15 protein-coding genes, 1 rRNA gene and 1 pseudogene (1 of these 17 only partly in view) are annotated in these 17,117 nt (G+C 61.3%); 6 read left to right on the top strand and 11 right to left on the bottom strand.

The window, feature by feature from the left end; all coding sequences use genetic code 11:
* Positions 1–33 precede the first annotated feature (33 nt).
* The 5 genes and pseudogenes from ACMGF5_RS05590 to ACMGF5_RS05570 all read right to left on the bottom strand — a co-directional run bounded on the left by ACMGF5_RS05590 (position 34) and on the right by ACMGF5_RS05570 (position 5,400).
* Positions 34–762 carry a methyl-accepting chemotaxis protein gene (locus tag ACMGF5_RS05590; protein WP_371316880.1) on the bottom strand — a complete coding sequence of 243 codons (729 nt, stop codon included), beginning with the start codon at positions 760–762 and terminating at the stop codon, positions 34–36.
* Positions 763–891: 129 nt separating this feature from the next.
* Positions 892–1,824: pseudogene (locus tag ACMGF5_RS05585) on the bottom strand (cache domain-containing sensor histidine kinase); the annotation flags it as partial.
* Between the two features lie 336 nt (positions 1,825–2,160).
* Positions 2,161–2,565, bottom strand: a complete 405-nt coding sequence (gene cueR, locus ACMGF5_RS05580; protein WP_414157631.1) for a Cu(I)-responsive transcriptional regulator — start codon at positions 2,563–2,565, stop codon at positions 2,161–2,163.
* Positions 2,562–4,961, bottom strand: coding sequence for a heavy metal translocating P-type ATPase (locus ACMGF5_RS05575; RefSeq protein ID WP_414157630.1), 2,400 nt, complete (start codon positions 4,959–4,961; stop codon positions 2,562–2,564). The genes cueR and ACMGF5_RS05575 overlap by 4 nt, the downstream gene beginning before the upstream one ends.
* 52 nt (positions 4,962–5,013) lie before the next feature.
* Complete coding sequence (locus tag ACMGF5_RS05570) at positions 5,014–5,400, bottom strand: hypothetical protein (RefSeq protein ID WP_046787864.1); 387 nt, start codon at positions 5,398–5,400, stop codon at positions 5,014–5,016.
* A 145-nt stretch (positions 5,401–5,545) separates the two neighbouring features.
* Between ACMGF5_RS05570 and ACMGF5_RS05565 the strand changes: the two genes are divergently transcribed.
* Both ACMGF5_RS05565 and ACMGF5_RS05560 read left to right on the top strand, forming a co-directional pair.
* On the top strand, positions 5,546–5,743 hold the full coding sequence (locus ACMGF5_RS05565) for a heavy-metal-associated domain-containing protein (protein ID WP_046787865.1): 198 nt from the start codon (positions 5,546–5,548) through the stop codon (positions 5,741–5,743).
* 108 nt (positions 5,744–5,851) lie between these two features.
* On the top strand, positions 5,852–7,033 hold the full coding sequence (locus ACMGF5_RS05560; RefSeq protein WP_115273815.1) for a multidrug effflux MFS transporter: 1,182 nt from the start codon (positions 5,852–5,854) through the stop codon (positions 7,031–7,033).
* Here ACMGF5_RS05560 and ACMGF5_RS05555 read toward each other — a convergent pair.
* Positions 6,984–7,181, bottom strand: coding sequence for a hypothetical protein (locus ACMGF5_RS05555; protein WP_080952191.1), 198 nt, complete (start codon positions 7,179–7,181; stop codon positions 6,984–6,986). The two genes, ACMGF5_RS05560 and ACMGF5_RS05555, sit on opposite strands and share 50 nt — an antisense overlap.
* A 494-nt stretch (positions 7,182–7,675) precedes the next feature.
* On the opposite strand from ACMGF5_RS05555, the gene ACMGF5_RS05550 reads away from it, so the two are divergent.
* Positions 7,676–8,383, top strand: a complete 708-nt coding sequence (locus ACMGF5_RS05550) for an ArsR/SmtB family transcription factor (protein ID WP_046787867.1) — start codon at positions 7,676–7,678, stop codon at positions 8,381–8,383.
* Between the two features lie 18 nt (positions 8,384–8,401).
* Here ACMGF5_RS05550 and ACMGF5_RS05545 read toward each other — a convergent pair whose 3' ends face one another.
* From ACMGF5_RS05545 to ACMGF5_RS05525, 5 genes are all read right to left on the bottom strand, one after another.
* Positions 8,402–9,349 carry an adenosine deaminase gene (locus ACMGF5_RS05545; protein ID WP_119687808.1) on the bottom strand — a complete coding sequence of 316 codons (948 nt, stop codon included), beginning with the start codon at positions 9,347–9,349 and terminating at the stop codon, positions 8,402–8,404.
* Between the two features lie 106 nt (positions 9,350–9,455).
* The gene (locus ACMGF5_RS05540) at positions 9,456–10,142 is read right to left on the bottom strand and encodes an SDR family oxidoreductase (protein ID WP_115273817.1); all 687 of its coding nucleotides are present in this window, start codon (positions 10,140–10,142) and stop codon (positions 9,456–9,458) included.
* Positions 10,143–10,505: 363 nt separating this feature from the next.
* Positions 10,506–11,090, bottom strand: coding sequence for an IMPACT family protein (locus ACMGF5_RS05535; RefSeq protein WP_119687807.1), 585 nt, complete (start codon positions 11,088–11,090; stop codon positions 10,506–10,508).
* A gap of 9 nt (positions 11,091–11,099) precedes the next feature.
* Complete coding sequence (locus ACMGF5_RS05530; RefSeq protein WP_046787871.1) at positions 11,100–11,762, bottom strand: TetR/AcrR family transcriptional regulator; 663 nt, start codon at positions 11,760–11,762, stop codon at positions 11,100–11,102.
* A 90-nt stretch (positions 11,763–11,852) separates the two neighbouring features.
* Positions 11,853–12,770 (bottom strand): LysR family transcriptional regulator, encoded by a 918-nt coding sequence (locus ACMGF5_RS05525; RefSeq protein ID WP_012316368.1) that lies wholly within the window; start codon positions 12,768–12,770, stop codon positions 11,853–11,855.
* A 118-nt stretch (positions 12,771–12,888) separates the two neighbouring features.
* Here ACMGF5_RS05525 and ACMGF5_RS05520 point away from each other — a divergent pair, with 118 nt between their 5' ends.
* The 3 genes from ACMGF5_RS05520 to ACMGF5_RS05510 all read left to right on the top strand — a co-directional run.
* Positions 12,889–14,235: an aspartate aminotransferase family protein gene (locus ACMGF5_RS05520; protein ID WP_046787872.1), complete on the top strand. Its 1,347-nt coding sequence runs from the start codon at positions 12,889–12,891 to the stop codon at positions 14,233–14,235.
* Between the two features lie 73 nt (positions 14,236–14,308).
* Positions 14,309–15,802, top strand: coding sequence for a CoA-acylating methylmalonate-semialdehyde dehydrogenase (locus ACMGF5_RS05515; RefSeq protein ID WP_012316366.1), 1,494 nt, complete (start codon positions 14,309–14,311; stop codon positions 15,800–15,802).
* A 560-nt stretch (positions 15,803–16,362) separates the two neighbouring features.
* Positions 16,363–17,117 (top strand): 16S ribosomal RNA (locus tag ACMGF5_RS05510); it runs 782 nt beyond the window's last position.

The following is a 17,117-nucleotide window of genomic DNA, read 5'->3' as shown; positions in this document are numbered from 1 at the left end:
ATAACTCGCGAAGAGGCCGGTGCAGACAACCGGTCAGGTACGGAAGCGCCGCACCAGCGAATCCAGCTCATTGGATAACCCGGCCAGGCTTTCCGAGTCCTGCCGCGCCGCCTGAGCCAGGTCGGCCACCAGCTGCGCATCACCGTGAATCTGGCTGATATGGCGGTTGATGTCTTCGGCAACCTGGTGCTGTTCTTCCGCCGCGGTGGCGATCTGCGTGTTCATGTCGCGGATGATGTCCACCGACTCGCGTATCTGGCCAAAGCTGTCGCGGGCCAGGCCAATGCGGCTGACCGACTGCTGCGACACTTCCAGGCTGGCATGCATCTGCTCGGCCACTTCGGCGGTACGGCTGGCCAGGTTGCCAAGCAGCCCGTCGATTTCAGCAGTGGAATCGGCGGTGCGCTTGGCCAGCGCCCGGACCTCGTCGGCAACTACCGCAAACCCACGGCCCTGTTCGCCGGCGCGGGCGGCTTCGATCGCAGCATTGAGCGCCAGCAGGTTGGTCTGTTCGGCAATCGAGCGAATGGTACCGAGGATCGACTGAATGGCATTGCTGTCGCGCTCCAACTGCTGAATCGACTGCGCCGATTGCTCGATCTCCTGGCTCAGCCGGTCGACACTGCTGACGGCCGCATCGATCTGCTGCTGGCCTTCGCGGGCCTGTTGCTGGCCGCTGTCGGCCGATTGCGCGGCCTGGCTGCAGGAGCGGGCAACCTCGTTGGCGGTGGCGACCATTTCGTGGAATGCGGTGGACACCATGTCCACCGCTTCGCGCTGGCGCCCGGCGGCCTCGGCCATGTCGCTGGAGACCTGAGTAGAGCTGGTGGACGTGCTGAGGATCTTGCTCGCCGCCGCGCCGATGTGCTGGATCAGGCTGCGGATGGCACCGAGGAATTGGTTGAACCAGCCTGCCAGTTGCGCGGTTTCATCACGCCCACGCACTTCCAGGTTGCGGGTCAGGTCGCCTTCGCCCTGGGCGATGTCTTCCAGGCCACTGGAAACACTGTTGATGGGGCGCACGATGAGTTTGGCGAAAGTGGCACCGACCACGGCGAACAGCGCGGCCAGCACCAGCGCGACGCCGCCGATGAGCCAGGTCAGGCGGGTGGTGGTTTGCATCACTTCGCTTTGTTGGATCAGGCCTATGAAGGTCCAACCGAGTTTTTCGTCGGGGTAGACGTTGGCCATGTAGCGCACGCCGCCAATTTCGACTTCAGCCAAACCCTTGCCGGCCTTGGCCAGCTCGGCATAACCGTCGCCGAAGCTGGCCAGCTGTTTGAAATTGTGACTGGCATCGCGCGGGTCGACCATCACGTTACCGTTGTTTTCCATGAGGATCAGGTAGCCGCTTTCGCCCAGCTTGATCTGCTGGACGATCTCGGTAAGGCCCTTGAGCGATACGTCGATGTTGACCACGCCACCGGGGCTGCCCAGCTGGTTGGCAACGGTACGCACGGTGCTGACCAGCACGGCATCGTCGCCGGCCCAGTAGTAAGGGGCGGTGCGCAGGGTCTTGCCAGGGTTGGCCATGGCCGCCTGGTACCACGGGCGGGTGCGCGGGTCGTAGTTGCTCATGTTCGGGTCGCCTGGCCAGAAGGCGTAGCCGCCGTCTTGCAGGCCATAGGACACGTAGGCGTAGTCCGGGTGGCTCTTGGCCAGGCGCGTGAACAGCTCGAACAGTGTCTTGTCCTGTTCGCTCGGGGTGATTTGCGCGGCGTCGGCGCCTATGTGTTTCTTGACGTTGTCGCTGCTACCGGTGACCTGCGGGAGGCTGGCCAGGTAGTCGACGTTCTGGGTGATGCCCTGGAAAAACAGGTTCATCGCGTTACTGACCTGGCGGATTTCCCGGCTGCTGCCGTCAAGAAAATCCTCGCGGGCTTCGCCGCGCAGGTTGATGACCACCAAGGTGGCTACGAGGACGATGGGCAGTGCGGCGATGACCGCGAATGCCCAGGTCAGTTTCTGTTTGATGTTCATCGACGCTCCCGGAATTTATTTTTTTCGACACGCGAGGCAGGTAGAAACTGTATCGGCAGCGTCCGGGGTTTTTTGAATGAAAATGCCCGTATTTATTGGGTCTAGGCGCATTTGGCGACTATTCGGTCGGCTTCAGGCTAATATGGCATACCAAGCGAGTGAGCGTGGTGGTCAAACGCGTCAGCGACAGCACTCGCCCCCTTGTGCGAGATCTTTGAGTATCGGGCAGTCAGGCCGGTCATTGCCTTTGCAGTGGGCTACCAGTTCGCTCAAGGTGTCGCGCAGACAGGCCAGCTCCTCGATGCGCCGGTTCAGTTCATCGATGTGTTGCAGAGCCAGAGCCTTCACATCAGCGCTGGCGCGTTGCCGGTCCTGCCACAGGGTCAGCAGCTTGCCCACCTCTTCCAGGGAAAACCCCAGGTCGCGTGAGCGCTTGATGAAGGCCAGGCTGTGCAGGTCCTCTGGCTGGTATAGGCGGTATCCGCTGTCGCTACGGGTGGCCGGCTTGAGCAGGCCGATGGCTTCGTAATAGCGGATCATCTTGGTGCTGAGCCCGCTGCGGCGGGCGGCCTGGCCGATATTCATGGGGCCTCCTGCGAGGTGCTGGTGGGTTTCCAGGTCTTGAGCCACAAGGCATTGCTCACCACGCTGACGCTGGACAACGCCATGGCGGCGCCGGCCAGTACCGGGTTCAGGTAACCCAGCGCGGCCAGTGGGATGCCGATGAGGTTATAGATGAATGCCCAGAACAGGTTCTGGCGAATTTTCGCATAGGTCTTGCGGCTGATTTCCAGGGCGGCAGGCACCAGGCGTGGGTCGCCACGCATCAGTGTGATGCCGGCTGCCTGCATGGCCACGTCGGTGCCCCCGCCCATGGCGATGCCGATATCGGCGGCGGCAAGCGCTGGGGCATCGTTGATACCGTCGCCGACCATCGCCACCACACCGTGCTTTTTCAGTTCGGCTACCGTGGCGGCCTTGTCGGCTGGCAGCACTTCGGCGTGCACGTCGTCGATGCCGAGGGTATCGGCTACCACCTTGGCGCTGCCGCGATTGTCACCGGTCAGCAGGTGGCTGCTGATATGGCGCTTGCGCAGGGCTGCGATGGCCTGTTCGGCACCGGGCTTGATGCTGTCGCCGAAGGCGAACAGCCCCAGCACGCGAGGTTGTGCGCCTCGTTCAATCAGCCAGGACAGGGTACGGCCTTCGGCTTCCCAGGCCTGTGCTTCTGTGGCGAGGGCGCCGGGTTGCAGGTTGCACTCGTCGAGAAGGCGCCGGTTGCCCAGCGCCAGTTCGCGGCCTTCCACCCGGCCAGCGATGCCGCGGCCGGTAAGCGACTGGCTGTCGGCTACCGTGGGAACCTTTAGGCCTTGCTCGGTGCAGGCGTCGAGTACCGCCTTGGCCAAGGGGTGTTCGCTGCCACGTTGCAGGGCCCCCGCCAGGCGGTGCAACTCGGCACTATCACCGACCAGGGCCTGGCTGTGGACAACGCGCGGGCTGCCGGAGGTGAGCGTTCCGGTTTTGTCGAACACCACGCGGTTCACCGCATGTGCGCGCTCCAGCGCCTCGGCGTCCTTGATCAGGATGCCGTGGCGCGCGGCAACGCCTGTACCCGCCATGATCGCTGCAGGTGTGGCCAGGCCAAGGGCGCAAGGGCAGGCAATCACCAGCACGGCGACGGCATTGATCAGCGCGGTCTCCAGGGGGGCGCCGGCCAGCGACCAACCGATCAGGGTCAGCAGTGCGATTACCAGCACGGCCGGGACGAAGATCTGGCTGACCCGGTCCACCAGTTTCTGGATGGGCGCCTTGGCCGCCTGGGCGTCTTCGACCAGGCGGATGATGCGGGCCAGCACGGTTTCTGTGCCCAATGCCCTGGTGCGCACCAGCAGCCGGCCCTCGCCGTTGATCGCGCCGCCGGTAACGCTATCGCCGGGTTGCTTGGGTACTGGCAGGCTCTCGCCGCTGATCAAGGCTTCGTCAGCGTGGCTGCTGCCTTCTTCCACTTCACCGTCGACCGGGAAGCGCTCCCCTGGCTTGACCAGCACCAGGTCACCGAGCCGCAATTGGGCAATTGCAACGTCTTCTTCATGGCCATCGACCACCCTCATTGCGCGCTCTGGGCGCAGCGCTTCGAGGGCCCGTATGGCGCTGGCGGTCTGGCGTTTGGCCCGGCTTTCCAGGTACTTGCCCAGCAACACCAGGGCGATCACCACCGCCGATGCCTCGAAGTACAGGTGCGGGGCCATCCCGGCAGATGCCTTGGCCCATTGGTACAGGCTAAGGCCGTAACCGGCACTGGTGCCCAGCGCGACCAGCAGGTCCATGTTGCCGGCGCCGGCGCGCACAGCCTTGTAGGCCGCCACATAAAAGCGTGCGCCAAGGATGAACTGCACGGGGGTGGCCAGCGCGAATTGCGCCCAGGCCGGCAGCATCCAGTGCACACCAAACGGTTGAAGCAGCATCGGCAACACCAGGGGCAGGGCCAGCAAAAGGGCAGCGCCGACGGCCAGACGTTCGTTGCGCAGGCGGCGCTGGACGGCTTCCTGGTCATTGTTGACCGACAGCGGCAGGCTGGCACTGTAGCCGGCCTTTTCGACCGCGCCGAGCAGCAGGTTGTCATCAAGGCCCTGTAGCACCTGAAGGTGGGCGCGTTCGTTGGCAAGGTTGACACTGACCTGTTCAACGCCCGGTAGTTTACCGAGCGCGCGCTCGACACGGCGGACGCAACTGGCGCAGGTCATGCCATCGATCTGTAGCTCTACGGTGCGGGTCGGTACCTCGTACCCGGCGCCGCGCACAGCCTCGACCAGGGCGGGCAGGCTGCCGGCCGGGGCCTGGACCCTGGCCTGTTCGTTGGCGAGGTTGACGCTGACCTGTTCAGCGCCGCTGACCTTGCGCAGAGCGCGCTCGACCCGGCCGGCACAGCTGGCGCAGGTCATGCCGCAGATCGGCAGGTCGAATACAGTGGATGCGGGCATGGCTCTCCTCCTTGGACAGGCCACCAGCATCAACCTTGCCATGTGGGGAAGGTCAATAGTCCAGGTTGGCTCGCCTCAGTACCAGCCCATTGTGGCCCATGGCAATGCGGTACTTGTTGATCTGGCCCGCCTGCAGGGTCAGTCGCGTGCTGCGCTGGTCTTCCAGGCCGGGCGCGCAGCCGGGCATCTGCCCCGGCAGCAGGCGCAAGCGTACATCAACAGGGCCGGGCGGCAGGTTGAAAGAGGTCGACTGTTCCTGGAATACGCGCCCGGAAAGCTGGTCGTTGAGGTAGACACCGATTTCGCAGCTGGTGGCCACTTCCAGGCGTTCGCGTGAAATGATCAGCACGCTGTAGTCCGAGTTGCCTTCGGCGCTTGCCGGTGGCACCGCGGCCAGCGTGCCCAATAGCCCGACAACGCCCAGTGCTGTCCTGAACATGAAGAATCTCCTGCTTGCCGAATCGTCAAAGGCGCAGCTTGGCCGAGGTTGGTGCGGATTTCCAGCCCGGCCGTTGGATGCAGAACTTGACCTTGCCCCGATGGCAAGCTTGAAACTGAGTTAAACCCTGAAGGAGGCAACACCCATGCAAGTGTTCAACGTACAAGGCATGACTTGTGGCCACTGCGTTAAGGCGGTGACCCGCGCGGTGCAGGAACAGGATGCAAACGCCCAGGTCGAGGTCGACCTGGCCGGCAAGCAGGTGCGTGTGCAGAGCGCTCTGGGTGCTGAGCAGTTGCTGGCTGCGATTCGTGAAGAGGGCTACCAGGCTGAGGTGGCTTGAGTTGGAAGGGGCCGTGTTTGCGGCCCTGTTTTGTTGCAAATGTTTTCATGCTGATACTGTCCACTGCAGGTAGACTTACGCACTTGCTTAGCCTGCTATGGATTCCTGATGAACCTGCGAATGGTGCTTATCCTGGGCGCACTCAGTGCGTTCGGGCCGCTGGCGATCGACTTCTACCTGCCCGCCTTCCCGGCCATGGCGCAGGCGTTCGCCACCGACGAAAAACATGTCCAGACCACTCTGGCTGCCTACTTCCTCGGCTTGTCGCTGGGGCAACTGGCCTATGGGCCGATGGCCGACCGCTTTGGCCGGCGCAAACCGCTGCTGTTCGGCGTAGCGCTGTTTACCCTGGCGTCGCTGGCCTGTGCCTACGCGCCTAACCTCGACACGCTGATCCTGGCACGCTTCGTCCAGGCGTTGGGCGGCTGCGCCGGCATGGTGTTGTCACGGGCCATCGTCAGCGACAAGTGCGACCCGGTGGCGTCGGCCAAAGTGTTCTCACAACTGATGCTGGTGATGGGGTTGGCGCCCATTCTGGCGCCGATGCTCGGCGGCGTACTGGTTAACCTGGCTGGTTGGCAGTCGATTTTCCTGACATTGAGCCTGTTCAGCGCTGCTTGCCTGGTGGCGGTCGGCCTGGGGTTGCCCGAGAGCTTACCCGCGCATATGCCACGCCAGCCTTTATCCGGCGCATTGCGCCAGTACGTGCGGTTGTTGGCTGACCGCACGTTCTTTGGCCATGCCCTTACAGGGGGGATCGCCATCGCAGGTATGTTTGCCTACATCGCGGGTTCACCTTTCGTGTTCATCAAGCTCTACGGTGTGCCGGCCGAACACTACGGCTGGCTGTTCGGTACCAATGCGGCAGGTTTCATCCTGGTGGCGCAGATCAACGCGCGCATGCTGGCTAAGCGTGGTCCGGCCTTCCTGCTGGTGCGTGCCGTCTGGCTGTACCTGGTCGCGGCCCTGGCGTTGCTCGCTGTAGCAGCGCTGCGCCCGGCTGAACTATGGCCATTGCTGGTGCCGCTGTTCATCTGCATCGCCAGCCTGGGCTGCATCATCCCCAATGCTTCGGCGTGCGCCATGAGCGGCCAGGGCGCACGCGCCGGCAGCGCCTCGGCCTTGATGGGGTGCCTGCAATTCAGCGTCGCCGCAGGCGCGGCAGCTTTGGTCAGCCTGCTGCATGACGGCAGTGCAGTGCCCATGGCGTTGGTAATCAGCCTGTGCGGGGCACTGGTGGTCAGTGTTGCGCTGTTGACCCGGCGCTTGCAGGCCACGCGTCCGGCTTGAGCGGGTGAGGCGCGCGCAAACGGGCTTCCAGCGTGACGACGAAGGCACGTGCTTCTGCTTCGCTGCGGAAGCTCACCACATGCTGGTCGAGCCTGACCTCCCAGGGGCAGTTGGGGTTGCGGTTGGACGCACTGACGATAATCTCCATCGCGGCATACCTCCGAATGGTGGGGAGAGCGGGTCAAGTGTAGCGCTGCGGTTACGTGGTGCCAGGGCATGAATGGGTGTCCTGACTGGCGGTCAGGGCATTTTCCGGCAGGGGCGTCGGACGCTTCCAGATGCAATTTCTGCAGGGTGTCGAACCTTCGCTTTTATTTGCGCTATTTATGGAACGGCGCTGTCGGCAGAGTCGCTGCCCGCACGGGGCCATTCTTCCTCGTGCGTTGTTTCTTCCCCTTTATTTCGCGGTCTGATGCCTGTCACCTAAAACTGAGGCGGGGGCCGTTCGCCTATCTCAATGGATCAAGGGTTGCCCTACCCATCCCCCTTTGACCCACAGGTCTGTCTGCACGGCTGCTAGAGCGGGCTTTCATGCGGCTTATACTGACCCCGGTGCCAGGCCGGTAGCAGCTAGGGGGCAATCGGCGTTGCCAATGTTGGCCATTGGAATTCAGATGTGATCTTGCAGGGAGTTAAAGGGACATGAATACAGTCAGCAGTATCAGTCAGATTGCCGGCCTGATGGCCGACCCCAAGCGGAGCGCCATGTTGTGGGCGCTGATTGATGGCACGCCGCGACCGACCGATGAGCTGGCGATGATGGCTGGGTTGACCTCCTCCTCGGCCTGCGCCCATTTGTCATTGCTGTCTTCGGCAGGCCTGCTCAGGCTTGAGGCGCGCGGTCGCAAGCGTTACTTCCGGCTGGCGACGCCCCAGGTGGGCGCAGCCGTAGAAGCCTTGGCCAGTGTGCAACTGGGTAATGACAGAGGCGCGCAGGCCAAGCCGCTGCCGATGCCAATGTCGATGCGCCGGGCGCGTCGCTGCGCTGATCACCTGGGCGGCGAGCTGGCCGGTGAGCTCTATCACCGATTGGTGGTAGCAGGCTGGCTGGAGGGCAGCGTGCATCAGATGATGGTCAGTGAGAAGGGCCGGGCGCAGTTGGCAAGCATTGGCGTCTATATCGATGCACTGGCACCTCAGCAGCAGCGCGGTTGCGTGATCTGCCACTGTAATGAGTGGAGCGACCAGGGGCCTCATCTTGGCGGTAGCCTGGGGCAGGCCTTGCTCACCTTGTTCCTGCAATCGGGATGGATACGTGAGGCCGAGAATACGCGGGCATTGCAGATCTCGGCCCTGGGGATTCAGCAGATCAATCGCATTGCCCGCGTTCCGACGTTGCAGGTGGGGTAACTGCAACGCCGTGTCCGGTCAGACCAACCGTGCGTCCAGGCTGTTCTGCGCGAGGCGGCGAGCCTGGTCTTCGGTCATGCCCAGGTGAGTGTGCAAGGCATGGAAGTTTTCGGTGACGTAGCCGCCGAAGTAGGCGGGGTCATCCGAGTTCACGGTCACTTTCACGCCGCGCTCGAGCATGTCGAGGATGTTGTGCTGGCTCATGTGGTCGAACACACAGAGTTTGGTATTGGACAGTGGGCACACGGTGAGCGGGATCTGCTCGTCGATGATGCGTTGCATCAGGCGCTCGTCTTCCATGGCGCGCACGCCATGGTCGATGCGCTTGATCTTGAGCAGGTCGAGGGCTTCCCAGATGTACTCGGGTGGTCCTTCCTCGCCAGCGTGGGCCACGGCCTCGAAGCCTTCGCTGCGGGCACGGTCGAAGACGCGCTGGAACTTGCTCGGCGGGTGGCCTTTCTCGGAGCTGTCCAGGCCTACCGCGATGAACGCGTCGCGGAAGGGCAGGGCCTGGTCCAAGGTTTTCTGTGCTTCTTCTTCGCTCAGGTGGCGCAGGAAGCTCAGGATGAGGCCGCTGCTGATACCCAGCTGCTCACGACCATCCTTGAGTGCCTGGTTGATACCATTGAGCACCACTTCGAACGGGATGCCACGGTCAGTGTGGGTCTGTGGGTCGAAGAACGGTTCGGTGTGGATGACATTCTGCGCCTTGCAGCGCTGCAGGTAGGCCCAGGTCAGGTCGTAGAAGTCCTGCTCAGTGCGCAGCACGTCCGCACCTTGGTAATAAAGGTCGAGGAATTCCTGCAGATTGTTGAAGGCGTAAGCGCTACGCAGGGCTTCGACGTCGTTCCAGGGCAGGGCGATCTTGTTGCGCTCGGCCAGGGCGAACAGCAGCTCGGGTTCCAGTGAGCCTTCCAGGTGCAGGTGCAGTTCAGCCTTGGGCAGGGCGTTCAACCATTCATACATAGTGGGTGTTCTCAAATCAGGTACGGTTGCCGCCATTCTACAGGGCCAGGCCGGGCATTGCGCCCGGCCTGGCCCTGCATTGTTTCAACCACTGATCAGGTTCAACTCACCAGACCAGCGATTCGCCCTTGTAGTTGATGAAGCGCAGCCCGCCGTTGCCGCTTTGCGCCTTGATCTGTTCGAGCATGCCTTGGGTACTGGTGAGCACGTCGATTTCGGCGTTCTCGCCGCCCATGTCGGTCTTTACCCAACCCGGGTGCATGGCCAATACGCAAAGGCCAGGTCGCTGCAGATCGACCACGAAGCTGTTGATCATCGAGTTCAGGGCGGCCTTGCTGGCCTTGTACAGGCAGACCTCGCCACCGTCGGGGATGGTCACGCTACCCAGGATCGAGCTCATGAACGCCAACACGCCCGAGCCTTCACGCACCTGGCCGGCCAGGCGTCGGGCGACGCGGATCGGCGCCACGGCGTTGGTCATGAACAGGTCGCCGATTTCACTGCGCTGCACGGTTTCCAGGTCCTGCGGCAGCGGCCCCATGACGCCGGCATTGACGAACACCAGGTCGAAGACTTCGCCATGCAGGCGCTGCTTCAGGCCATCGAGCTGTGCGGTGTCGTTCATTTCCAGCTGCTCGACGCGCACCCCAGGCACTTCGCCGAGTGCGCCGGTTTTTTGCGGGTCACGCACCGTGGCTGTAATGTTCCAGCCATCTTCGTGAAGGCGCTGCACCAGGCCAAGGCCAAGCCCGCGGGAGGCGCCGATGATGAGGGCAGTTCGTGGAGTGGTCATAGGAGCATTCCTGTCGCGGTAGAAGAAAAGGATTTGAGCATACTTCAGCCTGGCGTCATGCGCCGCATCAACACTGGTCAAGAAATGAGCAACGGCGTTTGGCTGTGTGCGCCCGGGTGCTTCGCTTGTTGGCTAACGGGTTATCCACAGGCTATTCCACAGTTAATGTGTGCAAACTACCAAGCGGCCGTAGTGTTATACGCTTGACGATTGGGGATAACTCTTGACAGCTCAGCGGGTCGAGCTTTTCATCATGCAGTGGTCAAAAAACGCTCAATGCTCTGCAGGCCTTGATGGGCGTGGCCTGCATCAGAGTGCCCCAAGCTTATCCACAGGCAGGCCCACAGTTGTTGTGGGCAAAGGTCAGCAGGCTTCCAAGAGGATGCGCCCGCGGCTGAGGTCGGCCAGTTGCTGTTGCAGCGCGCCGATGTGTGCTTCGCCTACCGCAATGTGCAGATCCACCCCGTTGGCGGTGAATCGTTCTTCCAGCACCAACGCGTCGACTTCTGCCAGGCGCAGTTTGACCAGGGCCAGTTCGCTGAAGCTGCAGCTGCAGCGGTACTCGCTGCGTTGCACCAGCAGCCTTTTCGGCGCCTGCTGCAGGCACTTGTTGGCACCGCCACCATAAGCCCGGGCCAGGCCGCCGGTGCCTAGCTGGATGCCGCCGTACCAGCGGATCACCAATACCACGACCTGGTCACAGTCCTGGGCTTCGATAGCAGCCAGGATTGGCCTGCCGGCCGTGCCGCCGGGTTCGCCGTCATCGCTGCTGCGGTATTGCCCGCCCAGCTTCCAGGCCCAGCAGTTGTGCGTGGCAGCCGGGTCGCTATGGCGTTCAATGAAACCCATCGCCTCGGCGGCACTGGATATCGGGCCGGCGAGGGTAATGAAGCGGCTTTTGCGGATTTCCTCGCGAAACTCGCAGAGGTCGAGCAGGGTAGAAGGCATAAGTCGATGTCAGGCACTCGGCGCGATGCCGCACCCCTTGAGGATGATGTGGATAAGGTTGTTGCTCGCATCTTCCATGTCTTGCTTGGTCAGGCGGCTGCGGCCGGTCACCTGGCAGATCTGGGTGGCGAAGTCGGCATAGTGCTGGGTGCTGCCCCATAGCAGGAATATCAGGTGAACCGGGTCTACCGGGTCCATCTTGCCTGCCGCGATCCAGGCCTCGAACACCGCCGCCCGGCCCCGGAACCACTCGCGGTAGTCGGCGCTGAAGTACTCGGTCAGGCAAGTGCCTCCGCTGATCACCTCCATGGCGAAGATCCGCGAGGCTTGCGGATTGCGCCGGGAGAATTCCATCTTGGTGCGGATGTAATGGCTCAACGCAGCACCGGGGTCGTCATCAACGCTCAAGGCGTTGAAGGTGCTGTCCCAGAGCTCGATGATGTTGCTCAACACGGCAATGTACAGGCCGAGCTTGTTGGTGAAGTAGTAATGCAGGTTGGCCTTGGGCAAACCGGCCTTCAGCGCAATGGTGTTCATGCTGGTGCCCTTGAAGCCATGGCGGGCGAACTCGTCTTCGGCGGCCTGGATGATGGCCTGTTCGTTCTTCTGGCGGATGCGGCCAGCGGGCTTGCCCGAGGCGGATAGGCGATGCGCAGGGACTTCTAGGGTCATGGACGATTCCGTACAGGTCTGTGGCAACGGATGTCGGACAAGATTACCTTCCTGCGCTCAAGTAACAAGCATTAGCGTCACAAGCAGGCATCAGCGTGTCGCAGCCAGGCTTTCAAGGAAGCTTTCCAGTACCAGGTTCGGCCGCCGGCCCTTGCGCGTTACCCAGCTCAGGCTCAGGTCATAGAAGCGCTGCGAGGGCTTGAGGGCGCGCAGGCGACCTTGCTGAACCCAGAACGTGGCGTAGTGGTCGGGCAGGTAGCCGATGTAGCGGCCGGTAAGGATCAGAAATGCCATGCCCTCACGGTCCGAGGCGCTGGCGGTGCAGTTCAGGGCCTGATAATGGGCCTGAATTTCGGCGGGCAAGCGGAAGGTCGGAGCGATCGCCTCCTGGCTGTTGAGGCGGGCTTCGTCGATCTGTTGATCGTCGGCATAGAACAGCGGATGGCCAACCGCGCAATAGAGCAGCGAGCGTTCGCTGTACAGCGGTTGGTACTCAAGGCCGGATAGCGGGCTGGTCTGCGGCACCACGCCGACATGCAGGCTGCCATCGAGCACACCCTGCTCGACCTGGCTTGGGGCGATCATGCGGATCTGGATGCGCACCTCGGGGCCGCGATCCTTGAGTTCGGCCAATGCATGGGTGATGCGCATGTGCGGCAGGGTCACCAGGTTATCGGTCAGGCCGATGTTCAGCTCCCCGCGCAGATGCTGGTGCAGGCCGTTGACTTCGGTACGGAAGGTTTCCAGCGCGCTGAGCAGTTGCAGCGCCGAATGGTAGACCTCGCGGCCTTCCTCGGTCAGCGAAAAACCGGCGCGGCCACGCTGGCAGAGGCGCAGGCCCAAGCGTTGCTCCAGGTCATTCATCTGCTGGCTGATGGCAGAGCGGCCAATGCCCAGCACGTTTTCGGCAGCCGAGAAGCCGCCGCACTCGACCACGCTGCGGTAGATCTTCAGCAGGCGGATGTCGAAATCGCTGACTTGGGCGAGTGGGTCGGGACGTCGGCTCATAAGTTTAGTCTTGCGCTACCTGAAGATTAGAAATGTAGTCTTTTTCAGACTTTATCCACGTGCGAATTTAGCTGCAACAACATCCATCGTTGCCTATTCGTTTTTCGAGGAACCGCCGATGAACATGCCCGAAACCGCTCCTGCCGGTATCGCAAGCCAGCTCAAGCTGGATGCGCACTGGATGCCTTACACCGCCAACCGCAATTTCCATCGCGACCCACGGCTGATCGTGGCGGCCGAAGGCAATTACCTGGTCGATGACAAAGGGCGCAGGATCTTCGATGCCTTGTCGGGCCTGTGGACCTGTGGTGCCGGGCATACCCGCAAGGAAATCACCGAAGCGGTTGCACGTCAGCTCGGCACCCTGGATTACTCCCCTGCCTTCCAGTTCGGTCACCCGCTTTCGTTCCAGTTGGCCGAGAAGATCACCGCGCTGACCCCCGGTGACCTGAATCACGTCTTTTATACCAACTCCGGTTCCGAGTGCGCCGATACCGCGCTGAAGATGGTCCGCGCCTACTGGCGCCTGAAGGGCCAGGCCACCAAGACCAAAATCATTGGCCGTGCCCGTGGTTACCACGGTGTGAACATCGCCGGTACCAGCCTGGGTGGCGTAAACGGCAACCGCAAGATGTTTGGCCAGCTACTGGACGTCGACCATTTGCCGCACACTGTGCTGCCGGTCAATGCCTTCTCCAAAGGCCTGCCGGAAGAGGGCGGCATCGCCCTGGCTGATGAAATGCTCAAGCTGATCGAACTGCACGATGCGTCGAACATCGCAGCTGTGATTGTCGAGCCGCTTGCGGGTTCGGCTGGTGTACTGCCGCCGCCTAAGGGCTACCTGAAGCGCCTGCGTGAAATCTGCACCCAGCACAATATCCTGCTGATCTTCGACGAAGTGATCACCGGCTTCGGTCGCATGGGCGCCATGACGGGTTCTGAGGCCTTTGGCGTGACCCCTGACCTTATGTGCATCGCCAAGCAGGTCACCAACGGCGCCATTCCGATGGGCGCGGTGATCGCCAGCAGCGAGATCTACCAGACCTTCATGAACCAGCCGACCCCGGAATACGCTGTGGAATTCCCGCACGGCTATACCTACTCGGCCCACCCGGTAGCCTGTGCCGCCGGTATCGCCGCGCTGGACCTGCTGCAGAAGGAAAATCTGGTGCAGTCCGCCGCCGAGCTGGCGCCGCACTTCGAGAAGCTGTTGCACGGCGTGAAGGGCACCAAGAACGTCGTCGATATCCGTAACTACGGCCTGGCCGGCGCGATCCAGATCGCTGCCCGCGATGGCGATGCCATTGTCCGTCCGTATGAAGCCGCGATGAAGCTGTGGCAAGCCGGCTTCTACGTGCGCTTCGGCGGCGACACCTTGCAGTTTGGCCCAACGTTCAATACACAGCCGCAGGAACTGGACCGTCTGTTCGACGCGGTCGGTGAAGCGCTGAACAAGATCGACTGATCTTTCCGATTCTGACGTAAGGCGCGTGAGCTGTTTGCGCGCCAGCATCAACCTTCTTTATCTGGAGTTTTGCATGAGCATTGTTCAGCACCTGATCCACGGCGAGCTGGTTTCCAAGGGTGAGCGCACCGCCGATGTCTTCAACCCGTCCACTGGCCAGGCAGTACGCAAGGTCGAGCTGGCCAGCCGCGCGACCGTTCAGGAAGCGATCGACTCTGCCAAGGCTGCATTCCCGGCCTGGCGCAACACCCCGCCGGCCAAGCGTGCCCAGGTGATGTTCCGCTTCAAGCAACTGCTGGAGCAGAACGAAGCACGCATCTCGCAGATGATCAGCGAAGAGCATGGCAAGACGCTGGAAGACGCGGCTGGCGAACTCAAGCGCGGTATCGAGAACGTCGAGTTCGCCTGCGCAGCGCCTGAGGTGCTCAAGGGTGAATACAGCCGTAACGTCGGCCCGAACATCGATGCCTGGTCCGACTTCCAGCCGCTGGGCGTGGTCGCCGGTATTACGCCGTTCAACTTCCCGGCCATGGTCCCCCTGTGGATGTACCCGTTGGCCATCGCTTGCGGTAACGCCTTTATCCTCAAGCCGTCCGAGCGTGACCCGAGTTCGACCTTGTACATTGCCCAGTTGCTGCTGGAGGCCGGCCTGCCCAAGGGTATCCTCAACGTGGTGCACGGTGACAAGGAAGCTGTGGACGCGCTGATCGAGGCGCCGGAAGTGAAAGCGCTGAGCTTTGTTGGCTCGACCCCGATCGCCGAGTACATTTATGCCGAAGGCACCAAGCGCGGCAAGCGCGTGCAAGCCTTGGGTGGCGCGAAGAACCACGCAGTGCTGATGCCGGATGCCGACCTGGACAACGCCGTCAGCGCACTGATGGGCGCTGCCTACGGTTCGTGCGGCGAGCGTTGCATGGCTATTTCGGTGGCGGTGTGTGTGGGCGACCAGGTTGCCGATGCGCTGATCGCCAAGCTGGAGCCGCAGATCAAGGCGCTCAAGATCGGTGCCGGCACCTCGTGCGGCCTGGACATGGGGCCGCTGGTGACTGCTGCTGCCCGTGACAAGGTAGTGGGGTACATCGATGACGGTGTTGCTGCTGGCGCCAAGCTGGTGGTGGATGGCCGTGGTTTCCGTGTGGCGGGTAATGAAGACGGCTACTTCGTGGGTGGCACCCTGTTCGACAAGGTGACGCCAGAGATGCGCATCTATAAAGAAGAGATCTTCGGCCCTGTGCTGTGCGTGGTGCGTGTGAACAGCCTGGAGCAGGCCATGCAGCTGATCAATGATCACGAGTATGGTAACGGGACCTGTATCTTTACCCGTGATGGTGAGGCGGCACGCCTGTTCTGTGACGAGATCGAAGTGGGCATGGTTGGTGTGAACGTGCCGCTGCCGGTGCCTGTGGCTTACCACAGCTTTGGTGGCTGGAAGCGCTCGCTGTTTGGCGACCTGCATGCTTATGGCCCGGATGGGGTACGGTTCTATACCCGTCGCAAGGCGATTACCCAGCGCTGGCCGCAGCGTGCGAGCCATGAGGCGTCGCAATTTGCCTTCCCTAGCCTTTAAGGTATGAGGAGCGAAGCGGGGAGGCCGGCAGGCCTCCCCGCTTTGTTTTAGGCAATATCAAGGTTTCTTGAAATTAAGCCTTGACGGGCGTTCGAATCCCCTTATAATGCGCCCCAATTCCAGCGTAGTCGGAACGAGAAACTCCTTGAAATTCAATGAGTTGCTTAATCCAGGTAGTGCTGGTGGTGCTTCGGTCGACTGATCGATAGCGGTTAAAAAGGTGGTTGACAGCGGTTCTAAACGCTGTATGATTCGCCTCCCGCTACGAGAGATCGCAGCGAGCCAAGTGTTTGAAGCTAAACGAGTTTCTCGCAAAAAACTTCAAAATAAACGCTTGACAGGCTCTGAGGAAAGCGTAGAATGCGCGCCTCGGTTGAGACGAAAATCTCTTAACCAAACGCTCTTTAACAAATCGAATCAAGCAATTCGTGTGGGTGCTTGTGAGTACGGACTGATAGTCAGAAAGATTATCAGCATCACAAGTGACCATGCGAGAAATCACATAGTCATTTGAGATTGCTGAGCCAAGTTTAGGGTTTCTTAAAAACCCAAGCAGTATTGAACTGAAGAGTTTGATCATGGCTCAGATTGAACGCTGGCGGCAGGCCTAACACATGCAAGTCGAGCGGATGACGGGAGCTTGCTCCTTGATTCAGCGGCGGACGGGTGAGTAATGCCTAGGAATCTGCCTGGTAGTGGGGGACAACGTTTCGAAAGGAACGCTAATACCGCATACGTCCTACGGGAGAAAGCAGGGGACCTTCGGGCCTTGCGCTATCAGATGAGCCTAGGTCGGATTAGCTAGTTGGTGAGGTAATGGCTCACCAAGGCAACGATCCGTAACTGGTCTGAGAGGATGATCAGTCACACTGGAACTGAGACACGGTCCAGACTCCTACGGGAGGCAGCAGTGGGGAATATTGGACAATGGGCGAAAGCCTGATCCAGCCATGCCGCGTGTGTGAAGAAGGTCTTCGGATTGTAAAGCACTTTAAGTTGGGAGGAAGGGCATTAACCTAATACGTTAGTGTTTTGACGTTACCGACAGAATAAGCACCGGCTAACTCTGTGCCAGCAGCCGCGGTAATACAGAGGGTGCAAGCGTTAATCGGAATTACTGGGCGTAAAGCGCGCGTAGGTGGTTTGTTAAGTTGGATGTGAAAGCCCCGGGCTCAACCTGGGAACTGCATCCAAAACTGGCAAGCTAGAGTACGGTAGAGGGTGGTGGAATTTCCTGTGTAGCGGTGAAATGCGTAGATATAGGAAGGAACACCAGTGGCGAAGGCGACCACCTGGACTGATACTGACACTGAGG

The organism is Pseudomonas sp. BNK-15, assembly GCF_047456105.1.
Classification (GTDB): Bacteria; Pseudomonadota; Gammaproteobacteria; order Pseudomonadales; family Pseudomonadaceae; genus Aquipseudomonas; species Aquipseudomonas putida_E.
This window is presented reverse-complemented; position numbering and strand designations above follow the sequence as displayed.

Coding starts and splice junctions, on each gene's coding strand:
- ACMGF5_RS05520 (WP_046787872.1), top strand. CDS start 12,889: ATGAACATGCCCGAAACCGCTCCTGCCGGTATCGCAAGCCAGCTCAAG.
- ACMGF5_RS05560 (WP_115273815.1), top strand. CDS start 5,852: ATGAACCTGCGAATGGTGCTTATCCTGGGCGCACTCAGTGCGTTCGGG.
- ACMGF5_RS05525 (WP_012316368.1), bottom strand. CDS start 12,770: ATGAGCCGACGTCCCGACCCACTCGCCCAAGTCAGCGATTTCGACATC.
- ACMGF5_RS05590 (WP_371316880.1), bottom strand. CDS start 762: ATGGTGTCCACCGCATTCCACGAAATGGTCGCCACCGCCAACGAGGTT.
- ACMGF5_RS05570 (WP_046787864.1), bottom strand. CDS start 5,400: ATGTTCAGGACAGCACTGGGCGTTGTCGGGCTATTGGGCACGCTGGCC.
- ACMGF5_RS05550 (WP_046787867.1), top strand. CDS start 7,676: ATGAATACAGTCAGCAGTATCAGTCAGATTGCCGGCCTGATGGCCGAC.
- cueR (WP_414157631.1), bottom strand. CDS start 2,565: ATGAATATCGGCCAGGCCGCCCGCCGCAGCGGGCTCAGCACCAAGATG.
- ACMGF5_RS05575 (WP_414157630.1), bottom strand. CDS start 4,961: ATGCCCGCATCCACTGTATTCGACCTGCCGATCTGCGGCATGACCTGC.
- ACMGF5_RS05545 (WP_119687808.1), bottom strand. CDS start 9,349: ATGTATGAATGGTTGAACGCCCTGCCCAAGGCTGAACTGCACCTGCAC.
- ACMGF5_RS05515 (WP_012316366.1), top strand. CDS start 14,309: ATGAGCATTGTTCAGCACCTGATCCACGGCGAGCTGGTTTCCAAGGGT.
- ACMGF5_RS05540 (WP_115273817.1), bottom strand. CDS start 10,142: ATGACCACTCCACGAACTGCCCTCATCATCGGCGCCTCCCGCGGGCTT.
- ACMGF5_RS05535 (WP_119687807.1), bottom strand. CDS start 11,090: ATGCCTTCTACCCTGCTCGACCTCTGCGAGTTTCGCGAGGAAATCCGC.
- ACMGF5_RS05530 (WP_046787871.1), bottom strand. CDS start 11,762: ATGACCCTAGAAGTCCCTGCGCATCGCCTATCCGCCTCGGGCAAGCCC.
- ACMGF5_RS05565 (WP_046787865.1), top strand. CDS start 5,546: ATGCAAGTGTTCAACGTACAAGGCATGACTTGTGGCCACTGCGTTAAG.
- ACMGF5_RS05555 (WP_080952191.1), bottom strand. CDS start 7,181: ATGGAGATTATCGTCAGTGCGTCCAACCGCAACCCCAACTGCCCCTGG.